The following is a 22,589-nucleotide window of genomic DNA, read 5'->3' as shown; positions in this document are numbered from 1 at the left end:
CGCAATCTGTCACGATTGGAGTTGCAACACCGTTATGCGCATACGCGACGCAGTAATCGACGACCTCCCAAGTCTTCTCGATATTTACAACTACGCCATCCGAACTTCTGCCGCCACGTTCGATCTCGCCGAGCAGACGCTAGCCGAACGCCGCGAATGGTTCACCCATTATGGGGACAAGTACCCACTCACGGTAGCCGACATAGACGGCCATGTGGTAGGATACTGCTCCCTCTCCCGCCATCGCGAGAAAGCTGCTTACGCGAAGACGGTGGAGTCGTCCATCTATATTCATCCGAACTACCAAGGACATGGCATTGGCAAAGCGTTGATGGTGGATATGCTAGCCCGCGCAAAAGCACTTGGTCACCACGTCATTATCGCGGGCATCACCGACGGTAACGCCGCGAGCCGCAAACTACACGAACGGCTGGGTTTTACATACGTAGGCTGTTTCAAAGAAGTTGGCTTCAAGTTTGAACAGTGGCAAGACGTTCATTACTATCAATACATGGTTGAGTGAAGCATGTAGACCAAGCAAAACTTATCCTTGGCCATCCATCGCGCCAAGACCGCGCACAGCCCGTTTCCCCCTTAAGACCAGCAGCACATACGCGAGCACCGAACCGACGTCACAAATCGCTATCACAATGCCCATCGGTAGCGCAGTCGGGTGATTGCCAAGCCCAACCAACGGCGATGCGATGGCACCTAATAACAACTGCGCAACGCCAATGAGCGCTGCAGCGCTCCCAGCATTTTTCGCATGCTGCTGCATCGCGAGCGACGAACCAATAGTCCCCACCACACCGACACTGGAAACAACCAGGAACAGCGTCGGCAGGACGCCAGGTAACCCGAATTGAAGGACAATGGACATGAGCAACGCGACGCCTCCGCAACATGCGATGCCTACCCCGATACGGAACAACAATACCTCCCGAACCTTTCCAACCAGGAGGCCGGCTGCGCGCGAAAACAGAATGATGCCAATGCCATTGATGGCAAAACAGATGCTAAATACTTGTGGCGATAGGCCGAACAAATCTTGCAGTACAAATGGAGATCCCGATATATACCCAAACATCGCCGCATTCACGAGTCCTTGCGACAACGCGTACCCCATGAACGTCCGTTCGCGGACGAGTTGTCCAAACGCCGATATCGTGCTACGAACACCACCTGTTCGCCGGTTCTCAGGGGGCAATGTCTCGCCCAGCGCGAAGGCTACGGTCACAAACATCGCCACGCCGAGGATAGCGAGCACGACAAACACGCCGCGCCACGGCATCACGCGCAACAACTGACCGCCGAGCACCGGCGCAAGAATGGGGGCGACACCATTGACGAGCATCAGCAGCGAAAAAAAGCGAGTCAATTCCGGCCCAGCGTACAGGTCGCGCACCATCGCTCGCGCGATGACGATACCGGCGGCCCCAGCAAACCCTTGTACAAAACGAACGACAATCAAGACCCAGACGTTTGGCGTCACAGCGCAAACCATGGACGCGATGATATACACTGCAAGCCCCACGAGCAAGGGCCCGCGCCGTCCTCTAGCGTCACTCATGGGGCCCGCCAACAGTTGGCCGAGTGCGAGGCCAATCAAACACAAGGTAATACTCAACTGCGCCACGGACTGTGATGCTTGTAAATGATTCGCTATCACCGGCAGTGACGGAAGGTACATATCAATCGACAGTGGCGCAAGCGCCGTCAGGGAACCGAGAATGACGGCCGTGCGCCCCCGGCGCGCAGTGGCCAATTGATGGCCCGACGCAGTTTTTACATTCATTGTTTTACTCCTTTTTCGGACGCTCTCCAAAATCCTTGCGCACGCGGCGCGCATGGTCGCTCACGGGACAATTCATCAAACGTCGAGATGCCTGCCCAACCAACGCAACGCATCTGGCAACTGCTTCTGCCAAACGCCCCAGATATGATTCCCAGGGCCGACATGGAATTCCACCTCTGCGCCGCGATCAAGCAGGATATCGCGCATCTGCTCATTGTACTCGTAAAAGTTGTACACGCCAGAAGGTGTCTTCGCCTGTCGTTCCTCGTCACCGATAAACAGATACGCCGCCAGGCGGCTTAAATCTGGCTCGTCGCGAAGGCGTGCCTGCACTGGCGGAAAGTAGGCGCCAGAAAACAGGATTAAGGTATGAAAGTACTGCGGATACGCCAGCATAAAACTGAGGGACGCTACGGCGCCAAGTGAAATGCCCGCCATTAGCCGAGCGTTGTCGTCTACGGCGTAGAGACTATCTAGCATCGGCATGCACTCATCGACCACAAATTGCTGATATGCGGTATGGCGCGCGCCGTCCATGGCGTATTCACTGTGACGCTGTTCTAGGTTCACCGCAATGCCAGCAATCAAAAATGGAGGAATCTCGCCTTTCGTCATCAGTTCATTGGCAATCGTGGCAACTCGACCATGTGTAAAAAACTCCAACCCATCGTGACAGTAGACAATGGGCAACGGCTTCGATTGGTCATACGAATGCGGTACAAACACTTTGATGGCCCGCTCTTCATTTAAATGGCGACTGTATATCGTGTGAGATTCAATTTTTCTCTGCGGCGTATTTGTCATCGTCTTCTGCTCCTTTTCGCCGGTGCGCCGCCGGCTTGCTGCGGCCGCCGCACCTGACTGCTGTTTTAACAGAATACAGCTTGTTTTGCGGTTCGCGAAGAAAGCGTTGTACTAAACTGTTATAGTCTCGCAAACCTCTTATTATATAACAGTAAATTGCGCGTAGCACGAAAGTGATTCGCACACTCTAATAATGTGTATTATAATATTTGTTGAACTGTATCACTACTACGTGCATGTCGCTCGCTTTTACCGGGACGACTTGGTGAATACATAGGCACGCACGCTAGCACGCTACACATTTTTCGGAATGAGGTGACGCATATGAGCAAGACGGTCTCCGAGCACACTGTTCCGTACGTCCAAGTGTTAGACGAGAATGGTAACGTGACCGACAACGAATTGCTTCCCAATTTAACTGACGACCAACTGCGAGAATTGATGAAACGCATGGTGTTCACGAGAATTCTCGACCAACGCGCCATCAAACTGACCCGCCAAGGGCGTCTTGGATTCTATGCACCCGTCTCCGGTCAAGAGGCGTCGATGATTGGCAGCGAGTTCGCTACCGAGAAAGAAGACTTCGTGGTGCCAGGCTATCGTGACCTTCCACAGTCACTGTACCATGGATACCCATTGTACAAATTGTTCCTGTATTCCCGAGGCCATCAGGAAGGCGGTCGCGTACCTGAAGACGTAAACGTCATCATGCCGCAAATCATCATTGGCGCCCAAATCGTCCAGACAGCTGGCATCGCTCTCGGCTTTAAGCTCAAAGGGGAAAAACGCGTAGCCATCACGTACACGGGTGACGGCGGTACGTCACAAGGCGACTTCTATGAAGGAATGAACTTTGCTGGTGCATTTCAAGCACCTGCAGTGTTCTTCGTCCAAAACAACCAATACGCCATTTCCGTTCCGCGGGAAAAGCAAACCGCTGCTGAAACGCTCGCGCAGAAAGCGATTGCCGCAGGTATCCCGGGGGTTCAAGTCGACGGCATGGACATTCTCGGCGTATACGCAGCCACCAAGCAAGCGGTCGATAGAGCGCGTGCTGGCGAAGGCCCAACCATGATTGAAGCGGTTACGTTCCGGTATGGTCCGCACACGATGTCCGGTGACGACCCAACGCGTTATCGCACCAAGGAAACCGAGGCAACGTGGGAAAAGCGGGATCCACTCGTGCGCTTCCGTAGCTATCTGCAGGCCAAAGGACTGTGGACAGACGACGAGGAGCAACAGTTTATCGAAGAGGCAAAGGATACCATCAACGATGCATTGAAACAAGCGGACGCTGCCGAAAAAATGACAATCGAAGGCCTCATCGACGTAATGTTCGAAGAGCCGACCGCGACATTGAAACGCCAACGTGCTGAAATCACTGGCGAGGGGGCGAACTGACATGGCACAAATGACGATGATTCAAGCCATTACGCATGCACTCGACCTCGAGTTGGCACGCGATGAAAAAGTCCTTGTGTTTGGTGAGGACGTAGGAAACAACGGCGGTGTGTTCCGCGCGACAGAAGGTCTTCAAAAGAAGTATGGCGAAGAGCGCGTCTTTGACACACCGTTAGCCGAAAGTGGCATTATCGGCCTGGCCAACGGCTTAGCCATCCAGGGCTTTCGACCTGTGCCGGAAATTCAGTTTTTCGGGTTCGTATTTGAAGCATTTGACCAAATCGCGAGCCAAATCGCCCGCCTGCGGTATCGTTCCGGCGGTCGCTACTACGCACCAATCACCATCCGTTCCCCATTTGGCGGCGGTGTTCGCACACCCGAGTTGCACTCGGACAGCCTTGAGGGCTTATTCCTTCAGACACCTGGCGTCAAAGTCGTCATTCCGAGTACGCCGTACGACGCCAAGGGACTGCTGTTGTCTGCCATTCGCGACAACGACCCAGTTATTTTCCTTGAGCACATGCGTCTTTACCGCTCCTTCCGCCAAGAAGTGCCGGAAGAGGAGTACACCATTCCACTCGGGCAAGCGAACGTCGTGCGCGAGGGCAAAGACGTCACCATTGTCACTTACGGCGCGATGGTCGGCGTTTCGCAAAAGGCCGCTGACGCATGGGCCAAGGATAAAGGTCTCGAGGCAGAAGTGATTGACCTTCGGACCATCAGCCCGATTGACATCGACACGATTGCGGCGTCTGTCAAAAAGACCGGCCGCGCTATCGTCGTTCAAGAAGCTCAGCGCAGTGCCGGCGTGGGCGCAGAGGTCATCGCGCAAATCAACGAACATGCCATCTATCATCTGGAAGCGCCTGTCTTGCGCGTCACGCCGCCAGACACAGTCTATCCGTTCGGCATGATTGAAGACGAATGGCTGCCCACCCAACAGTCCGTCATTGCTGCTTTGAACAAAGTCATGAGTCTTTAATACCTGGAGGTGAGTTCTATGGCATTGTTTGAATTGCCACTCCCAGAACTGGGCGAAGGCCTGCACGAAGGCCGCATTAGCAAGTGGCTGGTCAAACCTGGCGACAAAATCGAAGAAGACGACGCAATCGCCGAAGTTGAAAACGACAAATCGCTGGTGGAATTACCCTCTCCTGTGAGCGGAACCGTGAAGGAACTCAAAGTCTCTGAAGGGACTACTTCCGTCGTCGGTGACATCTTGATGATTATCGAGGTAGAAGGCGACGTGCCAGCGGCTGCACAAGCGCAAGCGGACGCAGCCAAAGCCGAACACGACGCAAACAGTGCGCCGGCGCCAGCGGCGCAAACGCAACAACCTGCACCATCTGCAGACGCACCAACACCGGCTGCGGCTAATGCGAGTGTTAAAAGTTCCGCACACGACGTGTTAGCAACCCCTGGCGTGCGTAAATACGCACGTGAACAAGGTATCGATATCACGAATGTGACGGGCACGGGCAACCACGGCAAGATCACCAAGGAAGACATCGACAAGTTCGTGGCCGGCGGCGACCAGACCGTTCCAGCAGCAGCCACCGACACGGCAGAGACAGCAGCGCCAACTCGCGTGACACAAGTCAGCGGCGAGGAAGTCGAGGAACGCGTGCCATTGCCGATGATTCGCCAGGCCATTGCCAGGGCGATGGTAAAGAGCGCATACACGGCACCACACGTCACGCTGATCGACGAAGTCGACGTGACTGAACTCGTCAAATTACGCAAGGAAATTAAACCGCTGGCTGCGGAACGCGGTACGAAAATCACCTACTTGCCGTTTATCGTCAAGGCAATGATTGCAGCACTACGACAAAGCCCACAACTCAACTCGACGCTTGACGAGGAGAAACAGGAACTCGTCCTGAAACACTACTACCACATCGGTATCGCGACAGACACCGATAGGGGTCTCATCGTTCCGGTAGTTCGCCACGCCGACAAGAAGAACATGTGGGCTATCGCCGATGAAATTAACGATTTGGCTACACGCGGCCGCGCTGGCAAACTAGCGCCGAACGAAATGCGCGGAAGCACTATCTCCATCACCAATATCGGATCCGCCGGCGGTTTGTATTTCACGCCAATTATCAACTACCCAGAGGTCGCCATCCTCGGTGTTGGCCGGATTACAGAAAAGCCAGTCATCCGCGACGGCGAATTCGCAGTTGGCCAGATGATGTCCCTGTCGCTCAGCTTTGACCATCGCGTCATTGACGGCGCCTTGGGCCAACGCTTTATGAATGATATCAAGCGGCTGTTGGAAAACCCACGGCTCTTACTCTTGGAGGTGTAATTCATGGTCGTAGGCGAGATGTTGGAAGAGGTTGAGGTTCTAGTCATTGGTGCGGGCCCGGGCGGATATGTTGCAGCCATCCGCGCTGCGCAACTCGGCAAGTCAGTCACCATCGTCGACAAGGCTGAGCTCGGCGGCGTCTGCTTAAATCGCGGGTGTATTCCGTCGAAAGCGTTGATTTCGGCGGCACACCAATACGAAGCCGCACGCGAATCGGCGTTCCCAGGCATCGAATCCACTGCAAAACTGGACTACAAAAAAGTGCAGGAGTGGAAACAATCTGTCGTCAACAAGATGACAGGCGGTGTACAATCCCTAATGAAGGGTAACAAAATCACCGTGATCGACGGGGAAGCCTTTTTCACCAAACCGGATGAAGTGCGTATCATGCATGAAAACGGCGGGCAACGTATCAAATTCCAACACTGCATCTTGGCGACTGGCTCCCGCCCCATTGAGCTCAAGTCCTTACCATTCGGCAAACGCGTCCTGTCTTCGACCGAAGCGCTGGAACTCGATGAAATTCCGGAGCGCCTGATTGTCGTCGGCGGCGGCTACATCGGTGCCGAGTTGGGCCAAACGTTCGCGAAATTCGGTTCAAAAGTCACCATCATTGAAGGTTTGGACAGCATTCTCGCCGCCTTTGACAAACAAATGGTGCGCTTGGTCGAGAAAAATCTGAAGAAATACGACGTCCAAATCGAAACCAAAGCCATGGCCAAGTCGGTCGAAGAGACGGAAAACAGCATCAAATTGACCTACACGAACCAGGCTGGCGAGGATAAGACGATTGAGGCAGACTATATTCTCGTCACCGTAGGACGTCGTCCAAACACGGATGAATTGGGGCTGCAAGACGCTGGTATCGAGGTCGGTGAAAAAGGCCTCATCAAGGTGGATGCGCAATGTCGCACCACGAACCCGAACGTCTACGCTATTGGCGATATTGTCCCTGGCGCCGCATTGGCACACAAGGCTTCCTATGAGGGCAAGGTCGCCGCTGAAGCCATCGCGGGAATGCCAAGCGTTGTCGATTATCGTTGCATTCCAGCTGTCGTCTTCTCAGATCCGGAGATGGCCACAGTCGGCCTGTCCGAGGACGAAGCGAAAAAAGAATACAAGAGCGTTTCTGTCGGCCGTTTCCCATATGCCGCAAACGGTCGTGCCACTGCGTTGAACGCAACCGATGGCTTTATCAAGTTGATTGCAGACAAGGAAACTGGCGTGCTCGTCGGCGCCCAAGTGGTCGGCTACGAGGCATCCAACTTGATTGCCGAACTCGGTTTGGCCATTGAAATGAGCGCAACCTTGGAAGACATCGCACTGACCATCCACGCCCACCCGACACTCGGGGAAATGGTCATGGAAGCCGCTGAAGTCGGTCTTGGTTCGCCTATCCACATCGTCACACGCTAAGAGCGCTCAAAGTCATCATCAGGGGGCTGTCCCACAAAGTCATGTTTCGACTTATGGGACAGCCCCCCTTCTTGTGCTGACCAAGCGATTCAGATTATTCAAGTCATTCACCCATCTGGGCAATGGTTCAGCGCTGAGTCAAATCTGGTAGCTCTTGCACGAACCGCAGTAACTCTTCACGGGTTCCCACTTTGTCAAAGTCAAACGTCCCCAAGTTCCGATCAATCAAATCATCGGTCACTAGGTAGCCACGGATGCCGACGTAACCAGCAGCCCCATCCTCCTGAACATCATTGCCAATCATCATACACTCGTTCGGCGCAATGTTCAGCTTGTCCAAGATCTCCAAAAAGTACTTTGGATTCGGCTTACAGAAGTGGCTGTTTTCCATGGTCGTAATGAGCGTGAACCAGGACGCGTCAAGACCTGCCCAACGAATCCTTGCCATCGTCGCTACTTCTGGAAAAATTGGATTTGTCGCCAACACCAAGCGATACCCCTTGTCGCGCGCCGTTCGACATATTTCCCGTGCAATATGGCTGGGTGACACCACATGTTGGATATCATCGAACGAAGAATCGTAGAATTGCTCGAATAGAGGCCAAATCTGTTCCAACTTCTGCGTGTCGCTGTCGAACAGCGCACGCCGAAACTTGTCTAAGTTTGTGATTTGGGGTGTTTCGTTTTCAGCGACATTTCGCAGCGCGCCCATCATCCACGGGACAATCTCGTCCGGACGGTAGTGACCTGCCAAGTGTGGCGCGAGTCGCCTGAAATACGCCTTCATGAAGGCGTCCAAATCCATCGGGAGTAGCGTGCCGTCGAGATCGAACAAAAGGGTCGTTAACATCGCTCACACCATCCCAAGAAAGCCATTTTGGCGCAGTGCCTCAAACGCGACAATTGCCACGGCATTTGATAAATTGAGGCTTCGCGCCTTCGCATCGTTCCGCATTGGAATGCGAATCACGTCATCCTCATGTTCGGCAATGACATCTCGCGGTAACCCTGTGGTCTCTTTGCCAAAAACCAGAAAGTCGTCCATTCCATATTTGACGTCTGTATACCAGGCTCCACCGTTCGTCTCCACATAATAGAAGCGACCTTGTGGATGCTTGTTCCACAGGTCCTGTAAAGAGTCATAATAAGTGATGTCGAGCAAGGACCAGTAATCGAGTCCAGCTCGTTTTAACTGTCTATCATCCGTCGAGAAGCCAAGGGGTCGAACTAGGTGCAAAGCGCTCCCTGTCACCGCGCAAGTCCTCGAAATATTACCCGTATTCGCTGGGATTTCGGGTTCTACGAGTACAATGTTCATCTTGGATTACCTCCACCATTCTGATGCCACCTCTCAGTGTAGCACGTTCATCCGCGCAACAGAATGATGGGACCCATTCACCGCAACCACGACCAACCTTAGACAGACAAGTTATCCGGCAAGTGGACAAACGCATATCTGGTTTGTTCTGTCCATGCCCGGCTGTCGTAGTACGTGAATGGTCGGTGATAACTCGGGTCTGTATGCGCATTGACGAGTGGGTATCCTGCGTCGTCGAAATCCGTAATAATCGTACTGTGGTGAAATGTCCCGGTGCCCTCCCAATCGTAAAAAATGAGGTCTCCCATTTTCAAATCAGAGGGGCTTGGCACCTGCTTACCACCCACTACACGGAGGACATGGTGGTACAATGCGTTCGATGTCGTCCACGCATAGCTCCAAGATCCCTTGTTTTTTCCGTGGCCGACCCACCAGCCATTTTTCTTATCGCCAATTTTCGTCATCGGCACGCCCCCGGCGTGAATGCATTGGGAGATAAAATTTGTGCAGTCGTCGGCCAGTTTGGGATAGCGTGGATTGAATCCATCCCACCACACATCCGCATAACGAGTCGCGCGCACGCGGTCGTATACCGAGTTTCTCAGTGGGCGCTTCGGCGTTCGCAAATCTTCTGCCAAGCGTGGTCCAACATCCTCTTGCAAAAACGACTGACCATCACTGGTCTCTTCGGCGTTCTGAAGCCGCCAGGCACTTTCGCTGTATACCCACACCTGTCGATGGACGATACGGCGACACTCCACCGCAGGTGTGTGCGCCTCCATATAGGCCCAACAAATGGTTTCTAACACCGTGACGCGAACGGTCATCTTATCCTTGGAAGCTTGCATCTCGAGAATATCTATTTTCGTGTGTGCCCGTGCCAAACGCTTGCCTTGGGCAAGGTACGCCCGACGTTTTCGTTCCGCCTGGTGAACCGTCCTTGCCAGCCACTGTGGACGCTCTCCGGTCGGTATCATCTCGTCGAACAGACGCTCATCCTTCGCCAGCCAGTTTTGCGTACGTGCGTCAAAATATTGACGAACCGCTTCCAGACATGATTTCACCGCACCACACCTCACCATTCGATAGGGCATTCTATGGTCTTTGGCTTGGAGATGTGCACATTCGCCCAAGCATTCAATGAAACCGATTATCAATTGTGCTATACTACGCACTGGAGCGCTGTTCTGTATGATGAGACAGAGGGGGAGCCTTCGTTGGCGGACAATACGACCACATCGACGACGGTCCGCTCAGTCGAACGAGCATTGGATATCCTACTCTGTTTCGCAAAATCACCGCGAGAGTTGAGCCTCAGTGAGATTGCGCGGGAGGTAGGACTACATAAGAGCACGGCACACCGTCTCTTACTTTCGCTTCAGGCTAAAGGGTTTGTTCGGAAACAGGCGGGATCGGACAAATATATTTTAGGCTGGAGCATACTCGAACTACTGGGGAACGTATATCTGTCGGACGAATTAACGACGTTGGCATTGCCGGAGATGACAAAACTTCGGGATATCACTGGCGAGACCGTCAGTCTGTACATTCGTTCGGGCATTGAACGCATTCGGATTCAGGCCGTCGAGAGTAATGAACCCATTCGGAACGTAGCAGCTATCGGTCAGACCTATCCTCTCTACATTGGCGCTTCCGGCAAAGTCCTTTTGGCATTTGCCGATGAAGCGGTTGTCGATGAGGTGTTTCTGCGAGAGTGTCTCCCACAAGATTTCTCACGCACCGAGTTGCTGCAGCAATTGGACAAAATACGTAGTGACGGCTACGCCATGAGCATCCAGGAACGAGACCTTGGCGCTTCTGCGATTGCTGCCCCAGTATTCGGTCGCAATCACGAGTGTATCGCCTCGCTGTCGATTTCAGGACCTGTATCCCGATTTACCGTCGACAAAATGAATCAATGTGTCGACGTGTTATGTACGTCAGCCGCTTGGCTTACGAAGATGCTCTCCCATTGATTTCTGTTTTCAGTGTCTGTACGAATTCACCAGTCGTGCACCACCCAAATTCACATGCACCAGCGTAAAAGTGACGAAGATGAGGTGAAAGGCATGTCTAAACCAACCATCGTAGTGATGGAAGGCGACCAAACGGGTCAGGAGTTGCTCGAAGAGGCACTTCGTGTACTCTCCCCAGACGTGACTGGTTATGACGTCGCGTTTCAACGTTTTGATTTGAGCCTGGAGAATCGTCGAAAGACCAACAACCAAGTCGTGTACGAAGCGGCCGCGGCCATGCGCGAAAGCCGTTTAGGATTGAAGGCCGCGACCATCACACCAGAAACCAAAGGCGATGTTGGCAGCCCGAACGCAATTTTGCGTAAGGAAATCAACGGCACAGTCATCGTTCGTACGGGTCGCCGCATTCCCGGCGTGCAACCGCCAGTTGCCGTCTCTTCCCCTATCTCGGTCGTGCGGATGGCGGTCGACGATGCATACGGCGCAAAGGAATGGCGTGAAGAGACAGCAGACGGGGAATACGCGTTTCGCACAGAGAAAATCTCGCGCGCCATTTGTAAAGGTGTTGCCAAGTACGCATTCCAGCACGCGAAGCGCTTGAACGCCAAAGTGTTCGGTGGGCCAAAATTTACAGTCAGCCCGATTTACGAGGGCATGCTGAAAGAAGAAATGGACGCTGCTGCTCCGCAATATCCCGACGTGGCCTATGAGCCACAATTGATTGACGCGACCTACGCGCTGTTGCTCGTAAAAGCTGGGGAACCTCTGGTCATCCCAGCCCTCAATCGCGACGGAGATTGCCTGTCCGACCTCGTGCTGCAAATGTTCGGATCTATCGCCGGATCAGAATCGATTTTGCTGGCGCTTGACGACAACTTCCAACCGAACGTGGTCATGGCCGAAGCGCCTCATGGAACTGCCCCAAGCCTGTTCGGCAAGAATGTCGCAAACCCGATGGCCATGATTCTGGCTGGTGCTTCACTCCTCGGTTATCAAGACGACAAAGCGGCTCAAACCGTCTCCCAAGCTATCTACGATAGCACCTTAGAGGCTGTCATGGAAGGAACGCGCACATCTGATCTCGGTGGCAAATCCACCACGACCGAGTTCACTGATGAAGTGATTCGCCGCGTTCGCGCCAAACTGTAAGTTGTTAGGCACAACGCAATAACAACGAAACATCAAGCCAAACCCAAACGCCGGCGAACTATGACGTACGCCCGCGTTTGGGTCTTTATCATTTTATGCCGATAGAGGCAACCGCCCAGTCCTTTTTTACATCATTGAATAGGCTAGTGTCATCGAATCCTGTGTTAGGTGATGGTGATGAAACGACAAAAGATGCCGGATTGGTTAGAAGTGTTGGCAAACGAGTTCTTAAAGCCCCCTTACTTCCTGCAAGCGCAGTTCGAAGCAAAAGAGGCTGCACAGTCAACGCACAACGACCCTGAGACAGCTTCAACTGCACATTCGACAAGTGCAACCGCCAATCGCAACGCCCATTCGTACGATCTGCGCGAAGGACTGACTGCGATTGCCGCAGATGTATCGGCAAAATCAACAAGCGCAAAGCAAACACGCACACCGGTGGCCAACAGGAGATCTTCCCGGAGCGCTATCCCGACACAAACGTACGACATTCCCCAAGGTGTCCTTGACCGCTACCCTGTGACTATCGAACGTAGAGAACAAATGCCTGGTATCCTCCGGGTCGTCACAGATGACGGAAAACGCTACGCCATCAAACGCACACACCTCACACTGCCGCACGTATGGTTCGTGCACCGAATGCTGAAATATGCGCAAAAACAAGGATTTTCTCGCTACAGCAAATTCTTGCTAACGAAGAAAAAAGCACCTGGTGTAAATGAAGGGGGAAGCGTGTATTACGCAACCGAGTGGATAGACGCACAACCTGCAAACTTCACATCCGCCGAACACGTGGCACAAACCGCTTATGCCTTGGCCCAATTCCACGAGGCGACCCGCGGGTTTACATCGGAAAAGTTCGTCCCAAACGACGCGTTCAATTTGTTCGAGATGACTAAAGAACGCAACCACGACCTGCGACAACTCATCTACAAAGCGGAAGCCAATGACGAAAAAGACGAGTTCGACAAGTTATTCGTCTCACTTAAGGCGCAGCTCCTGGATGATGCGGCAGATAGCCTGCAGCTACTGCAACAGGCGGAATGTGCAGCGTTCTTACACGCCGACAAAGCCAATGCGGGCATCAGTCACTTGGACGTCATCCCGGGGAACTGTCTGTACGCACCTGATCACAACGTGTACCTGATTGATTTTGAACTCTCGACCTTTGCCCCACGCGTTCTCGATATGGCGCACCTGCTCCGAAGAAGCCTGCAACTCAATCATTGGAGCGGCGATATCGCCTACGCGTGCTTTCTGCACTTCGACACAGTCAAAACCATTCCAAAAGTCGAATACCGCTTGGTCGAGGCGCTGTTAAAATTCCCGTACCGGGCCTGGCGGCTGGCGCATACACGCTACCATTTTTTCAAGGATCCGGCACAGCTAGATGATCTCCTCGCGTATGCCGACGCGGCACCGCGCCGCCAATCGTTTTTAAAGTCTTTCTCAGAACAGGTTCGCAGTTTATCGGTGGGCGACGACTGAGTGTTCGTGGTCAATGAGACTGGCCTTGAGGTCTGTGGCCGTGCCGGCATATCCGACCAGACCACCGTCGGCACCAATCACTCGATGGCAAGGAATCAACACCGCGATGCGGTTCGCCCGATTGGCTTGTCCAACCGCGCGAACTGCAAGCGGATTGCCAATATGAACGGCCAGTTGCCTATATGACCACGTCTCACCATACGGAATCGTCAAAAGCCCCGACCAGACCGCCTCCTGAAAAGGCGTGCCTTGGTAAACCAACGGCACCGAAAACGTCGACAACGTTCCTCGAAAATACGCATCCAATTCACTGGACGCCTGCTGTAGATAAGACCTAGACAACTCTCCAGATGGATGCCGGTTAAGATACTCCATAAACGGCTCTAAACCGCCCCAACCGGCATACATCAACCCGCGCTCACAAGCGATGAGCGAAAACGAACCATATGGCGTCATTTGCGTGCTACCCCTTACCTGCTCGACAGGTAACTTGAAAACCGAGCGTTCAACCGCGTTCATGACAGGCCTCCAATCCATTGCGCAATTCTTCCATCACCTGTGCATCCGCTTCCTCTTCCAGCGCTTCAAGCAACGCTTCCTTGGCCTCTGGGCCGCCGATTTTACCAATCGCCCACGCCGCGCTCGCCCGCAGTTCAACGCGCGCGTTTTGCAGAAAGGGAATCATCCATGCAAGGGCCGCAGCGTCACCGGCATTGCCAAGGGCAATCAGCGCGTTGCGCTGTAAGGTGCGCAACCCCCGCCAAGCCATCGCGGTATGCCCGTATTTGCGCATGAACTGGCGATTTGACATCTGCAATAATTCAATGAGGTCAGGGTATGCCAACTCTTGACTCGGGCCAAAGGCATTCTCTTTCGAGTGTTCGACATTCTGATTGATTGGACAAGTCGACTGGCAGACGTCACAACCCCAAACTCGGCGACCGAGTTTGTCCCGAAATTCAACAGGGATAAGCCCCTTCATTTGTGTAACATACGACAAACAACGTGTGGCATCCATGACGCCTGGTGCGACAATTGCGCCAGTTGGACATGCCGTGAGACAGCGTGAGCACGTTCCGCACAGGGCACCAACAGCCGCTTCCTGATGTGCGGTGGGAGGAATCACGAGATCAACCAGCATCGCCCCTATAAACACATAGGAACCATAGCGGTGACTGTAAAACATCGCATTTTTGCCAATCCAGCCGAGACCCGCGCGCTCAGCGAGCCGTCGGTCGACCAAAGGGGATGTATCAATCGAGAGCTTCATGGCGATTTCATGCCCGACGACCACTTCCATGCTGCGATGAATAGCATGAAGTTTTTCCGCAAGCACTCTGTGGTAATCGACGCCGTACGTGTAGTGTGAGGTATGCCCGTGACGCCGCCCTCGCGGGTGCGACCGGGCGGTGCGCGCCCCTTGCTCTGTCAGATATGGCAGCGCGATTACGATGATAGATTTGGCCTCGCGCATCCAGAGACGTGGATTGATACGCTGAGCGACTTCCCCCACCTCAAATCCCGTGCTCCCCCGAGCCTCATAGGCTTCGAGCCACGGAATTAACTCCGGAAATGGGGCGGTATCCGTAACGGCAACTTCCAACACGCCCTCACGCTGAGCCAGCTCGCGCAGCGTTTCGATGTCAAGCTCCGTGCTCATCGGGGAATAGCCGCCCTCGCCAATTCATCACAGCGTTCATTCCAAGCGACGCCAGCGTGGCCTTTGACCTTTTTCCACTGCACCTTATGCGGGGCCATGACGGACAGCAATTCCTCCCAGAGGTCACGATTCTGTACCATCTCCCCTTTGCTGTTGCGCCAGCCATTCTTCTGCCAATTGACGTACCACTTCTGCTGAAAACAATTAATGACATAGGCGGAATCCGAGTACACGACGACGTCACAAGGCTGTTTAAGCACGCGAAGCGCACCAATCACCGCCATGATTTCCATGCGCTGATTCGTGGTGTGCGGTTCGCCACCAGAGACTTCTTTGATATGTTCCCCATATTTTAAGACGGCCGCCCAGCCCCCAGGGCCGGGATTCTTCGAACAGGCACCGTCGGTATAAATAATGACCTGTTTTGAAGCTTCTGTATCGCTCAAGAGAGACGCCTCCTCGACAACGGCGAACGGCACGCGCATTCCCGGGTGCCGGGTCGACGTTCCGCCTCACCTGTGTTCCCAGCATATAACGACACACTTTCCCCGGTCAAACACCTTGCCGCGAGACGCCCAATTAGGTCAACAGTTTCCACAACGTCGCACCGCTCGCACACAACGTCAATGCACCCAACAGCGCTGCCGAGGTCGCTGCGGCCAGATGGCGCTCCTTGCCCATCCAGCGCGTAAACGACATCGTGTAGACAAAAATGAGAAACGGAATAATCATGGCAAACAAGAACCTAAGCATGTGTAATCCCCCTCCGTCGCCGTCGCCGCTCGCCAGGTTCTCCCGTTGAACCCTTAAACGCGCGACCGACCACGCCCAGTAAGAGCACCACAATCGGCAAGACAAAAACCACTGTCCAGCCCCAGCGCAGTAGGTATCGGCCGTCGAGATCGACCACTTGTACCCAACTGTCCGCCCACATCGCGATGGACCACGACAACAATGCAAGAATCGGAATACCTGGGCGGTAGGTTGGCCAACCAAACGCTTTGCCAAGCAGATACGCCGAACACCATAACGTCACGGCCATCTTTACCGTTGCTGCAGTGACCCAGAGAAAAATAAACACACTCTCCAGTCGCTGAAAGAATGGGCCAAGGTAAATCAGCCGTGCCAATCTGTACAGTGCAAAAGACACCTGCTCGGATTCGACAGCCGGGAAAACCATGTGGTACGTAATGATGAGCAAGCACAACAGCAGCGTTGAAACGGTGACGCTGACAGAACCAATGCGTCGCATCTGACGTGGGTTATGCGCGTGTTTGTATATAATCGTCAGCAACAATACGTTGCTAAAGACGGAACTATATTCAAGTGACCCGGTCAGCACGCGGGGAATCCCAGTTCCCCAGAACGGCAACAGCATCGCCGGGTGCCACCAGTTCATCGTCGCCACACACACGCCGACGAGCCCAATCAAAAGAATGGGCAAGAAAATATACGCGGTGCGGCTTATCCCCTCTAGTCCAGCGTACGCAATGTAACCGACGGCCCCCATGAAGACGGCCCCCACAAGGAGAATGGGTGTTGCGGGCAGAACGGTCATGATGACGTTCTCCGTGAACTCACGGACGACCATCGCTGTTGTACAAATAAAATACGCGGCGAATAACATCGCCAAGAGTGCGGCAATCACCCGTCCAAACACTTCTTTGCTGACCTCGACAATATCCAACTGCGGGTAATACTTGCGCATAAGCCACTCTACAAAGTAAAACAGAACGAGTGTCAGTGCACCTGACACAATCGGTTCCATCCAAGCTGCTTCATAAGCTGACTGACTCACGTATTGCGGATAAATTAAGAAAGCGTTCGTGGCGACGACGAGAATCATTAAGGCCGTCAGTTCTCTGCCTGCAACACTGGCTTTTCCCTCCTGGTTCTTCATGCCTGGTCATTCCCCTTTCTCCCTGCGCGCTTACCAGTCGGTGCACTCCACGGACGAGTGACCGGTTGTTGTCGCCAACTCCGAAGTGGATGCAAAAACGATGGACGCAAGTTCATCGAGTACACAGGACCGCGAATCAACACGTCTTTTGCACTTGCTTTTGTGGGGGCAATCGGGCTCAAAATCGGCACGCCAAACGATTTTTGCATCGATAGGCGGACGACAGAGACGCACAGGAGAATGGCGACACCGTAGAAGCCGAGAAATGCACCAGCGAGTAAAAAGACAAAACGGCTAATTCGCACGGCCATACTCAATTCGTAATTGGGGATGGCAAATCCCGCGAGCGCAGTCGTCGCAACGACAATCACGAGCAATGGACTCACGATACCAGCCTGCACTGCGGCCTGTCCGATAATCAAAGCGCCAACGATGCCAATCGTGGGCCCAATCACGGACGGTATGCGAATCCCTGCCTCCCGAATCAGCTCGATAGCAAACTCCATCAGTAAAACCTCGACGATAACAGGAAATGGCACCTGCTCACGGCTACCTGCTATCGCGAGCATTAAGTCAGTCGGAAGCATTTCTGGATGGTAATTGGTGACCGCAACATACAGTGCAGGCAACAGGCAAGCGATGAACAAAGAAATCCAACGCAGTCCTCGAATAAACGTGCCGGCGTAAAACCGCAGGTTTGCGTCCTCCGATGTATGAATCAAAGAGTACAATACGACAGGTGCAATCAATACAAATGGGTTATTCCCAACCACGATAGCGACATATCCCTCGGCCAACGATGCCGCGACCCTGTCTGGCCGTTCCGTCGACAACACCTGCGGAATAATCATGCGCGGTTCATCTTCGATAAACTGCTCCAACACCCCCGGACTATCGATGTAATCGACGTCAATCGCCTCAATCCGGCGGCGGACTTCCCGAACCAACTTCGGGTTTGTCATCCCATGCACGTACATAATAGCGACATCGGTCGACGCCAGGTTCCCAACGCTGTAGATTTCGGTCACTAGGTGTTCGGAGCGAAAGCGGGATCGGATAAGACCCGTATTGGTCCGAAAGTTCTCGGTGAAAGCGTCATGGGCCCCCCGCACCACCGATTCAGTCTGTGGGATGCTGACACTTCGGTGCTCCCACCCCTTGGTCTCCACAGATAACGCGCCATTACAGCCGTCCAATAGCACAACGGTCGATCCCGCCAGAATCGCCTGAATCACTTCCGACCATTTTTCCAGCATAGCCGTCTGATTACTGGTTAAAATTTTCTCCTGAATATACTCCATATTGCGCCGTGGTTCGTCGTCGATGAATTGAGTAAACAGCATTAACCGCTCAAGAATGTCATGATTAATGACTGTCTTGTCCGCCAGCCCATCGACAAACACAGCGAGTCCGCGCCAGGGCTGTTTCGCGTGTACACCAACACTGAACTCACGAATCACGACATCCTTGTTCTGGGGCAAGTGAAAGAAGCGTTCGAGACGCGCTTTCATCTGGTCAATGGAAACTGGCAAATCGTCATCCTGGCCGACGTGAGCTTTTCGCACAGCTTCGTTGTACAGGGCTGCACCGCGACGGATGAACTGCCGCATCGAAACCGGGCGCTTCGCCGTCTGTGTTTTATTTTCATCTGTATCAAAGTCAATCACTTCCGGACCGCGTTTATTCCCGTCTTCGTCGTAGCTCGTATCGCTTTCGTCGTCCAATAGTGTAAATTGCTCATCTAGCACAGATTCGTTGACGGTAATCAAACGCTTTAACATGGAGGCATATTTGCTCAGCACCAGTGTTTCCTCCTGATTCTAGAATCTTCGTATATCCTGCGACACTGGTGCAAAGCTTATGCCTTTTGTTCACTGCGTTGGTTGCGGAGGAACGAACATGAGGAATCTGCCAGCTCCGTGGCGTTATGCGTGATTCGCGCTTTGGGCAATCGCCGACGGCGACATGGTCACTTGCAGACTCAACTGCTGCGTAGTGGACGAGTACCCGAGAATGCGAACGCCAAATGGCTCCTGGGGGCGTTGTGTGAAGTTCAGTTGCAATACGTGATGATTGGCGTCCAAATTAATCCAGTTGGGCCATTGCAGATGTTTTAACAAAAGGAAGAGGAGACTATCGGGTACCGGAACTTGACCCATGGATGCGCTTTTGACTTGCAAGTTCAAGTTTCCATTCTCAACATCCGGAACGAGAACCAAATGAAACGGCACCACTTTATCCAGCAATTTGACCCCAATGTCGCAATTCCAGGTCGATGCGAATTGAATCTGGGCATAACTCATGATTTTCTGGACATCTGCTTCCTGAGCCAGTGCATAGGCAATATAACTGTTGATTGCATCCTGGCCGATGACAACCTGAACCGCAGCCGTCTTTCCGTCATTCGGCGTCGATTGAAATTTCTTTACCGAGGACGACGTCGCTGACGGAAACGAATCCAGGGCAATCAGGCCTCCGACGAAGACGAGGATGTTCAAAGACAAAAGAATGATAAAGCCGCGCTTCCACCACATGTTGACGTTGAACCTCCTCGCATCTTGATGGGCCAATTCATAAAACGCGTCACAAACCGTTTAGCTGCCTGTCGATTCTTTCGCGTTCAGGGACTTGGTAAAAGTCTTACGGAAATACTGACAGTGTTCTTGGATTGGACACGCCTCACACTTCGGTTTCCTCGCTGAGCAAATCTGCCGCCCATGGTGAATCAACCAGTGATGAGCCTGTGACCATTGAGATTTCGGGACACGGCGACAGATCTGACGCTCCGTTTCATCAGGGGAATCACTGTTCGCCAAACCGATGCGATTGGACACCCTTAACACATGTGTATCCACAGCGAGCGCTGGTATGCCAAAAGCGTTGGACAGTACGACATTCGCCGTCTTCCGGCCAACACCGGGCAACTCGACGAGCTTTTCCCTATCTGCAGGAACTTCTCCATCATACCGTTCGAGTAATAACCGACACGTCGCCACGATATTCTGGGCCTTTGAACGAAACAAGCCGACCTCCCGGATATCCTCTTGTACCTGCTCAGGTGTTGCCGCCGCAAAGTCAGCCGGCCCACGATATTTTTGAAACAAGCGCTCCGTTACCATGTTGACGCGCACATCGGTACACTGTGCTGACAACATAGTTGCAATCAACAACTCAAAGGGATTGGAAAAATTCAACGCACATTTGGCGTCTGGATATCGGCGTTGCAACTTTTCCATCACTTGCGCCGTATCCCGTTTAGACAGCAAAGCCATTTCACATCCCCCCTTCGGAACTCTTGTGTAAGTAGCGATACCGTGGCGTTGACGCGCGTGCCATCCGGCCTTCCTCATGTATCCGTGCCAGCAGTACCTCCCGTACCAATGGCGGGTAATAGGTAACCTCGCGCGCTTGCCGAAAGGGCTGAAAGACAGGCGAAAGCCACAGATATTCACAGGTAATCACTCTGTACGCACGCGCACAATCCAACGGCACCTGCCCAACGTGGACCTCTTGGATACGTGGTTGCCCCGCTTGGTCCGTGGCGACATCAACCACCGCACCCGACACGACCAAATAACCAATTTTGCCACCGCGAAAACCAAACCCTATTCCATGCCTGCCATACGTGTCGGACTGAATGCCTTGATTGAGCGCATCGAGCAACTCCCGCCCAGTCAACGTCACGACAATCGGCCGCGTTGGCGTCGGACAGGCACCCAACAAGTGATTCAACTTGACCTCCCCAGGCAAAAGGCTCGAGTTGAGCGCTCCTGTCATCATGACACAAAGGTCGCCTTCGCACTCGTCGTACAACACATCCGCCAGTAAATTGGCAAACGGTGACTCGCGTTCGTACACAAGTGGAAGCCGCTCTGACAACGTGGCCACCCGCCGGTTCAACACTTCCTGAACGCCTGCGAAGTGTCTCTCATAGGCGCGTTGCATCTCCGCGTCATATGGCGTGTTCAACCATACTTCAATCGGCTCGGCCGTGATGGACACCACATGTTTGTCTTCATCCAACGTGATGGCAGTGTGCCCGAACATCCGCGCGTGCTTGCCTGGCTGAAAAATGGCCGTCCCATTGACCCAATCGGGTTCCTTCATAAACTCGTGCGTGTGACCGCCGAGAATGACATCGATGTGTGGAACCTCAATCGCCAATTGGTGATCTGCCCGCCGCCCCAAATGCGACAGACAGACGATGACGTCGACGCTATTTTGGCGCAGATTTTCGACCGCCTCCTTCGCACTGACAAACGGATCTTCGGCAGATACACCAAGCATGCTGTACGGCAACGTATAGTCTGGCGTAAGTCCAAATACACCAACGCGGATACCATCCCGCTCGTAAATGTGCGTGTCGCAAAAACAGTCAAATGACAACTGTCCAGGCCGACGAAAATTGGTCCCATAAACCGTCGTCTGTGCGTGTTGTGTCAGCAATGGCCAACATTCAACGGGAATCGTCAGCCCCTCATTGTTGCCAAAAACCCATCCATCGACGCCCAGCGCCGCCATCATATCAACGTTGATGAGGCCCATTGTCGCCTCTGTTTCGGGGCGAACTCTATCCAGCACATCGCCGAGGTCAAACGTCAACACAAAGTTTCCTGCCTGTTCCAGTTCACTGCGCAATGTGCGTAACTGGTGACCCAGGCGCATATAACTCTCCAATTGGCTGTGTACATCATTCATATGAAGTAGGTGGATTTGCACAGCTTCACCCCACAACCCGTCTCTCTACAACCGGTACAGTGGCACGAGTTGAGTCATGACAACTTCCGCCGCCGTCACAAACTGCTCTCCCGACATCTGCATGATTATATCTCTCTCCCATCGCTTGCCGACGAGGAGTTCCGCTTTTTTGACCGCTTGTAGCCGCTCGCCAAGGCGGACAATATCGCTCACGGCCACCTCGCTGGCCGGAATCGATGCTGGACTTGTATGATCCGTCACATAGATAAAATCGTCTGGTATTTGCGCGTGTACCTGGTCGGCAGAACGCGCGAGCCGTTCACCAAAATCCCCTTTTCGCGGGGACTCATAAATATATCCGAACGTGACAAACACATGCGTTTGCCATAACCCAATTTGAAAATGCGGATGTTGTTTATACCCGCGGGCGTTTGTACTGAACGCCACCCAGGTGTCATTAGGCGGGTTGACGGTCCGCCGGGCGTGTTTCGCCACATGGGCGTAAACCTCCTCGCCCAGCCGAGGTGCTAAAAATGCTGTAAAATGTTGACCCAGCGCTTCGAGCTTTGGTCGGACGTGTTGCTTCATCGCCGCCATCCGAGCATCGAGCCCCGGCACAGAAAATACTTGAAAATCCTCTTCTTGAAACCCCGTAAACATCCAATCGCCCCCA

General features: G+C 53.4%; 23 protein-coding genes. 8 read left to right on the top strand and 15 right to left on the bottom strand.

Annotated elements, in window-relative coordinates; genetic code table 11:
- Positions 1–34 precede the first annotated feature (34 nt).
- Positions 35–523 (top strand): GNAT family N-acetyltransferase, encoded by a 489-nt coding sequence (locus tag J3482_RS05525; RefSeq protein WP_146823157.1) that lies wholly within the window; start codon positions 35–37, stop codon positions 521–523.
- Between the two features lie 21 nt (positions 524–544).
- Here J3482_RS05525 and J3482_RS05520 read toward each other — a convergent pair whose 3' ends face one another.
- A complete protein-coding gene (locus tag J3482_RS05520; RefSeq protein WP_146823159.1) occupies positions 545–1,795 on the bottom strand; it encodes a multidrug effflux MFS transporter in 1,251 nt (416 codons plus the stop codon).
- A 75-nt stretch (positions 1,796–1,870) separates the two neighbouring features.
- Positions 1,871–2,599: an alpha/beta hydrolase gene (locus J3482_RS05515; RefSeq protein WP_146823161.1), complete on the bottom strand. Its 729-nt coding sequence runs from the start codon at positions 2,597–2,599 to the stop codon at positions 1,871–1,873.
- Between the two features lie 324 nt (positions 2,600–2,923).
- On the opposite strand from J3482_RS05515, the gene pdhA reads away from it, so the two are divergent.
- Genes pdhA through lpdA form a run of 4 tightly spaced genes read left to right on the top strand, consistent with a single transcriptional unit; the run spans position 2,924 to position 7,727 of the window.
- Entirely contained in the window at positions 2,924–4,000 is a 1,077-nt protein-coding gene (gene pdhA, locus J3482_RS05510; RefSeq protein WP_146823163.1) for a pyruvate dehydrogenase (acetyl-transferring) E1 component subunit alpha, read from the top strand.
- Position 4,001: 1 nt separating this feature from the next.
- Positions 4,002–4,982: an alpha-ketoacid dehydrogenase subunit beta gene (locus J3482_RS05505; RefSeq protein ID WP_146823165.1), complete on the top strand. Its 981-nt coding sequence runs from the start codon at positions 4,002–4,004 to the stop codon at positions 4,980–4,982.
- An 18-nt stretch (positions 4,983–5,000) separates the two neighbouring features.
- Positions 5,001–6,311, top strand: coding sequence for a dihydrolipoamide acetyltransferase family protein (locus J3482_RS05500; protein WP_146823167.1), 1,311 nt, complete (start codon positions 5,001–5,003; stop codon positions 6,309–6,311).
- Between the two features lie 3 nt (positions 6,312–6,314).
- Positions 6,315–7,727, top strand: a complete 1,413-nt coding sequence (lpdA, locus tag J3482_RS05495) for a dihydrolipoyl dehydrogenase (protein ID WP_146823169.1) — start codon at positions 6,315–6,317, stop codon at positions 7,725–7,727.
- A gap of 127 nt (positions 7,728–7,854) precedes the next feature.
- Here lpdA and J3482_RS05490 read toward each other — a convergent pair whose 3' ends face one another.
- The 3 genes from J3482_RS05490 to J3482_RS05480 form a co-directional block, all read right to left on the bottom strand.
- The gene (locus J3482_RS05490) at positions 7,855–8,577 is read right to left on the bottom strand and encodes an HAD family hydrolase (RefSeq protein WP_146823171.1); all 723 of its coding nucleotides are present in this window, start codon (positions 8,575–8,577) and stop codon (positions 7,855–7,857) included.
- Positions 8,578–8,580: 3 nt separating this feature from the next.
- Entirely contained in the window at positions 8,581–9,045 is a 465-nt protein-coding gene (locus J3482_RS05485; protein ID WP_146823173.1) for a tRNA (cytidine(34)-2'-O)-methyltransferase, read from the bottom strand.
- A 98-nt stretch (positions 9,046–9,143) separates the two neighbouring features.
- Positions 9,144–10,109, bottom strand: coding sequence for an amidase domain-containing protein (locus J3482_RS05480; RefSeq protein ID WP_146823175.1), 966 nt, complete (start codon positions 10,107–10,109; stop codon positions 9,144–9,146).
- Positions 10,110–10,262: 153 nt separating this feature from the next.
- On the opposite strand from J3482_RS05480, the gene J3482_RS05475 reads away from it, so the two are divergent.
- The 3 genes from J3482_RS05475 (at position 10,263) to J3482_RS05465 (ending at position 13,658) form a co-directional block, all read left to right on the top strand.
- Entirely contained in the window at positions 10,263–11,021 is a 759-nt protein-coding gene (locus J3482_RS05475; protein WP_021297868.1) for an IclR family transcriptional regulator, read from the top strand.
- A 93-nt stretch (positions 11,022–11,114) separates the two neighbouring features.
- On the top strand, positions 11,115–12,170 hold the full coding sequence (locus tag J3482_RS05470) for an isocitrate/isopropylmalate family dehydrogenase (RefSeq protein WP_021297867.1): 1,056 nt from the start codon (positions 11,115–11,117) through the stop codon (positions 12,168–12,170).
- Positions 12,171–12,347: 177 nt separating this feature from the next.
- Positions 12,348–13,658: a phosphotransferase gene (locus tag J3482_RS05465; protein ID WP_223204151.1), complete on the top strand. Its 1,311-nt coding sequence runs from the start codon at positions 12,348–12,350 to the stop codon at positions 13,656–13,658.
- Here J3482_RS05465 and J3482_RS05460 read toward each other — a convergent pair.
- The 10 genes from J3482_RS05460 to J3482_RS05415 all read right to left on the bottom strand — a co-directional run bounded on the left by J3482_RS05460 (position 13,638) and on the right by J3482_RS05415 (position 22,576).
- Complete coding sequence (locus J3482_RS05460; RefSeq protein ID WP_223204152.1) at positions 13,638–14,177, bottom strand: methylated-DNA--[protein]-cysteine S-methyltransferase; 540 nt, start codon at positions 14,175–14,177, stop codon at positions 13,638–13,640. The two genes, J3482_RS05465 and J3482_RS05460, sit on opposite strands and share 21 nt — an antisense overlap.
- Positions 14,164–15,318 carry a tRNA epoxyqueuosine(34) reductase QueG gene (gene queG, locus J3482_RS05455; protein ID WP_146823179.1) on the bottom strand — a complete coding sequence of 385 codons (1,155 nt, stop codon included), beginning with the start codon at positions 15,316–15,318 and terminating at the stop codon, positions 14,164–14,166. Before queG ends, J3482_RS05460 begins: the two co-directional genes overlap by 14 nt.
- A complete protein-coding gene (gene rnhA, locus J3482_RS05450; protein WP_223204153.1) occupies positions 15,315–15,764 on the bottom strand; it encodes a ribonuclease HI in 450 nt (149 codons plus the stop codon). The genes queG and rnhA overlap by 4 nt, the downstream gene beginning before the upstream one ends.
- A 133-nt stretch (positions 15,765–15,897) precedes the next feature.
- Positions 15,898–16,071 carry a hypothetical protein gene (locus tag J3482_RS05445; protein WP_188332255.1) on the bottom strand — a complete coding sequence of 58 codons (174 nt, stop codon included), beginning with the start codon at positions 16,069–16,071 and terminating at the stop codon, positions 15,898–15,900.
- Positions 16,064–17,218, bottom strand: coding sequence for a GerAB/ArcD/ProY family transporter (locus J3482_RS05440; RefSeq protein ID WP_146823183.1), 1,155 nt, complete (start codon positions 17,216–17,218; stop codon positions 16,064–16,066). The genes J3482_RS05445 and J3482_RS05440 overlap by 8 nt, the downstream gene beginning before the upstream one ends.
- Positions 17,215–19,020 carry a spore germination protein gene (locus J3482_RS05435; protein WP_223204154.1) on the bottom strand — a complete coding sequence of 602 codons (1,806 nt, stop codon included), beginning with the start codon at positions 19,018–19,020 and terminating at the stop codon, positions 17,215–17,217. The genes J3482_RS05440 and J3482_RS05435 overlap by 4 nt, the downstream gene beginning before the upstream one ends.
- Before the next feature lie 123 nt (positions 19,021–19,143).
- Positions 19,144–19,752, bottom strand: a complete 609-nt coding sequence (locus J3482_RS05430; protein ID WP_146823185.1) for a DUF2140 family protein — start codon at positions 19,750–19,752, stop codon at positions 19,144–19,146.
- A 60-nt stretch (positions 19,753–19,812) separates the two neighbouring features.
- Positions 19,813–20,490, bottom strand: coding sequence for an endonuclease III (gene nth, locus J3482_RS05425; protein WP_146823187.1), 678 nt, complete (start codon positions 20,488–20,490; stop codon positions 19,813–19,815).
- Between the two features lies 1 nt (position 20,491).
- Positions 20,492–21,937, bottom strand: coding sequence for a bifunctional metallophosphatase/5'-nucleotidase (locus J3482_RS05420; RefSeq protein WP_146823189.1), 1,446 nt, complete (start codon positions 21,935–21,937; stop codon positions 20,492–20,494).
- Between the two features lie 24 nt (positions 21,938–21,961).
- Positions 21,962–22,576 (bottom strand): YktB family protein, encoded by a 615-nt coding sequence (locus tag J3482_RS05415; protein ID WP_146823191.1) that lies wholly within the window; start codon positions 22,574–22,576, stop codon positions 21,962–21,964.
- Positions 22,577–22,589 lie beyond the last annotated feature (13 nt).

This window comes from Alicyclobacillus suci, assembly GCF_017329615.1.
GTDB lineage: Bacteria > Bacillota > Bacilli > Alicyclobacillales > Alicyclobacillaceae > Alicyclobacillus > Alicyclobacillus suci.
This window is presented reverse-complemented; position numbering and strand designations above follow the sequence as displayed.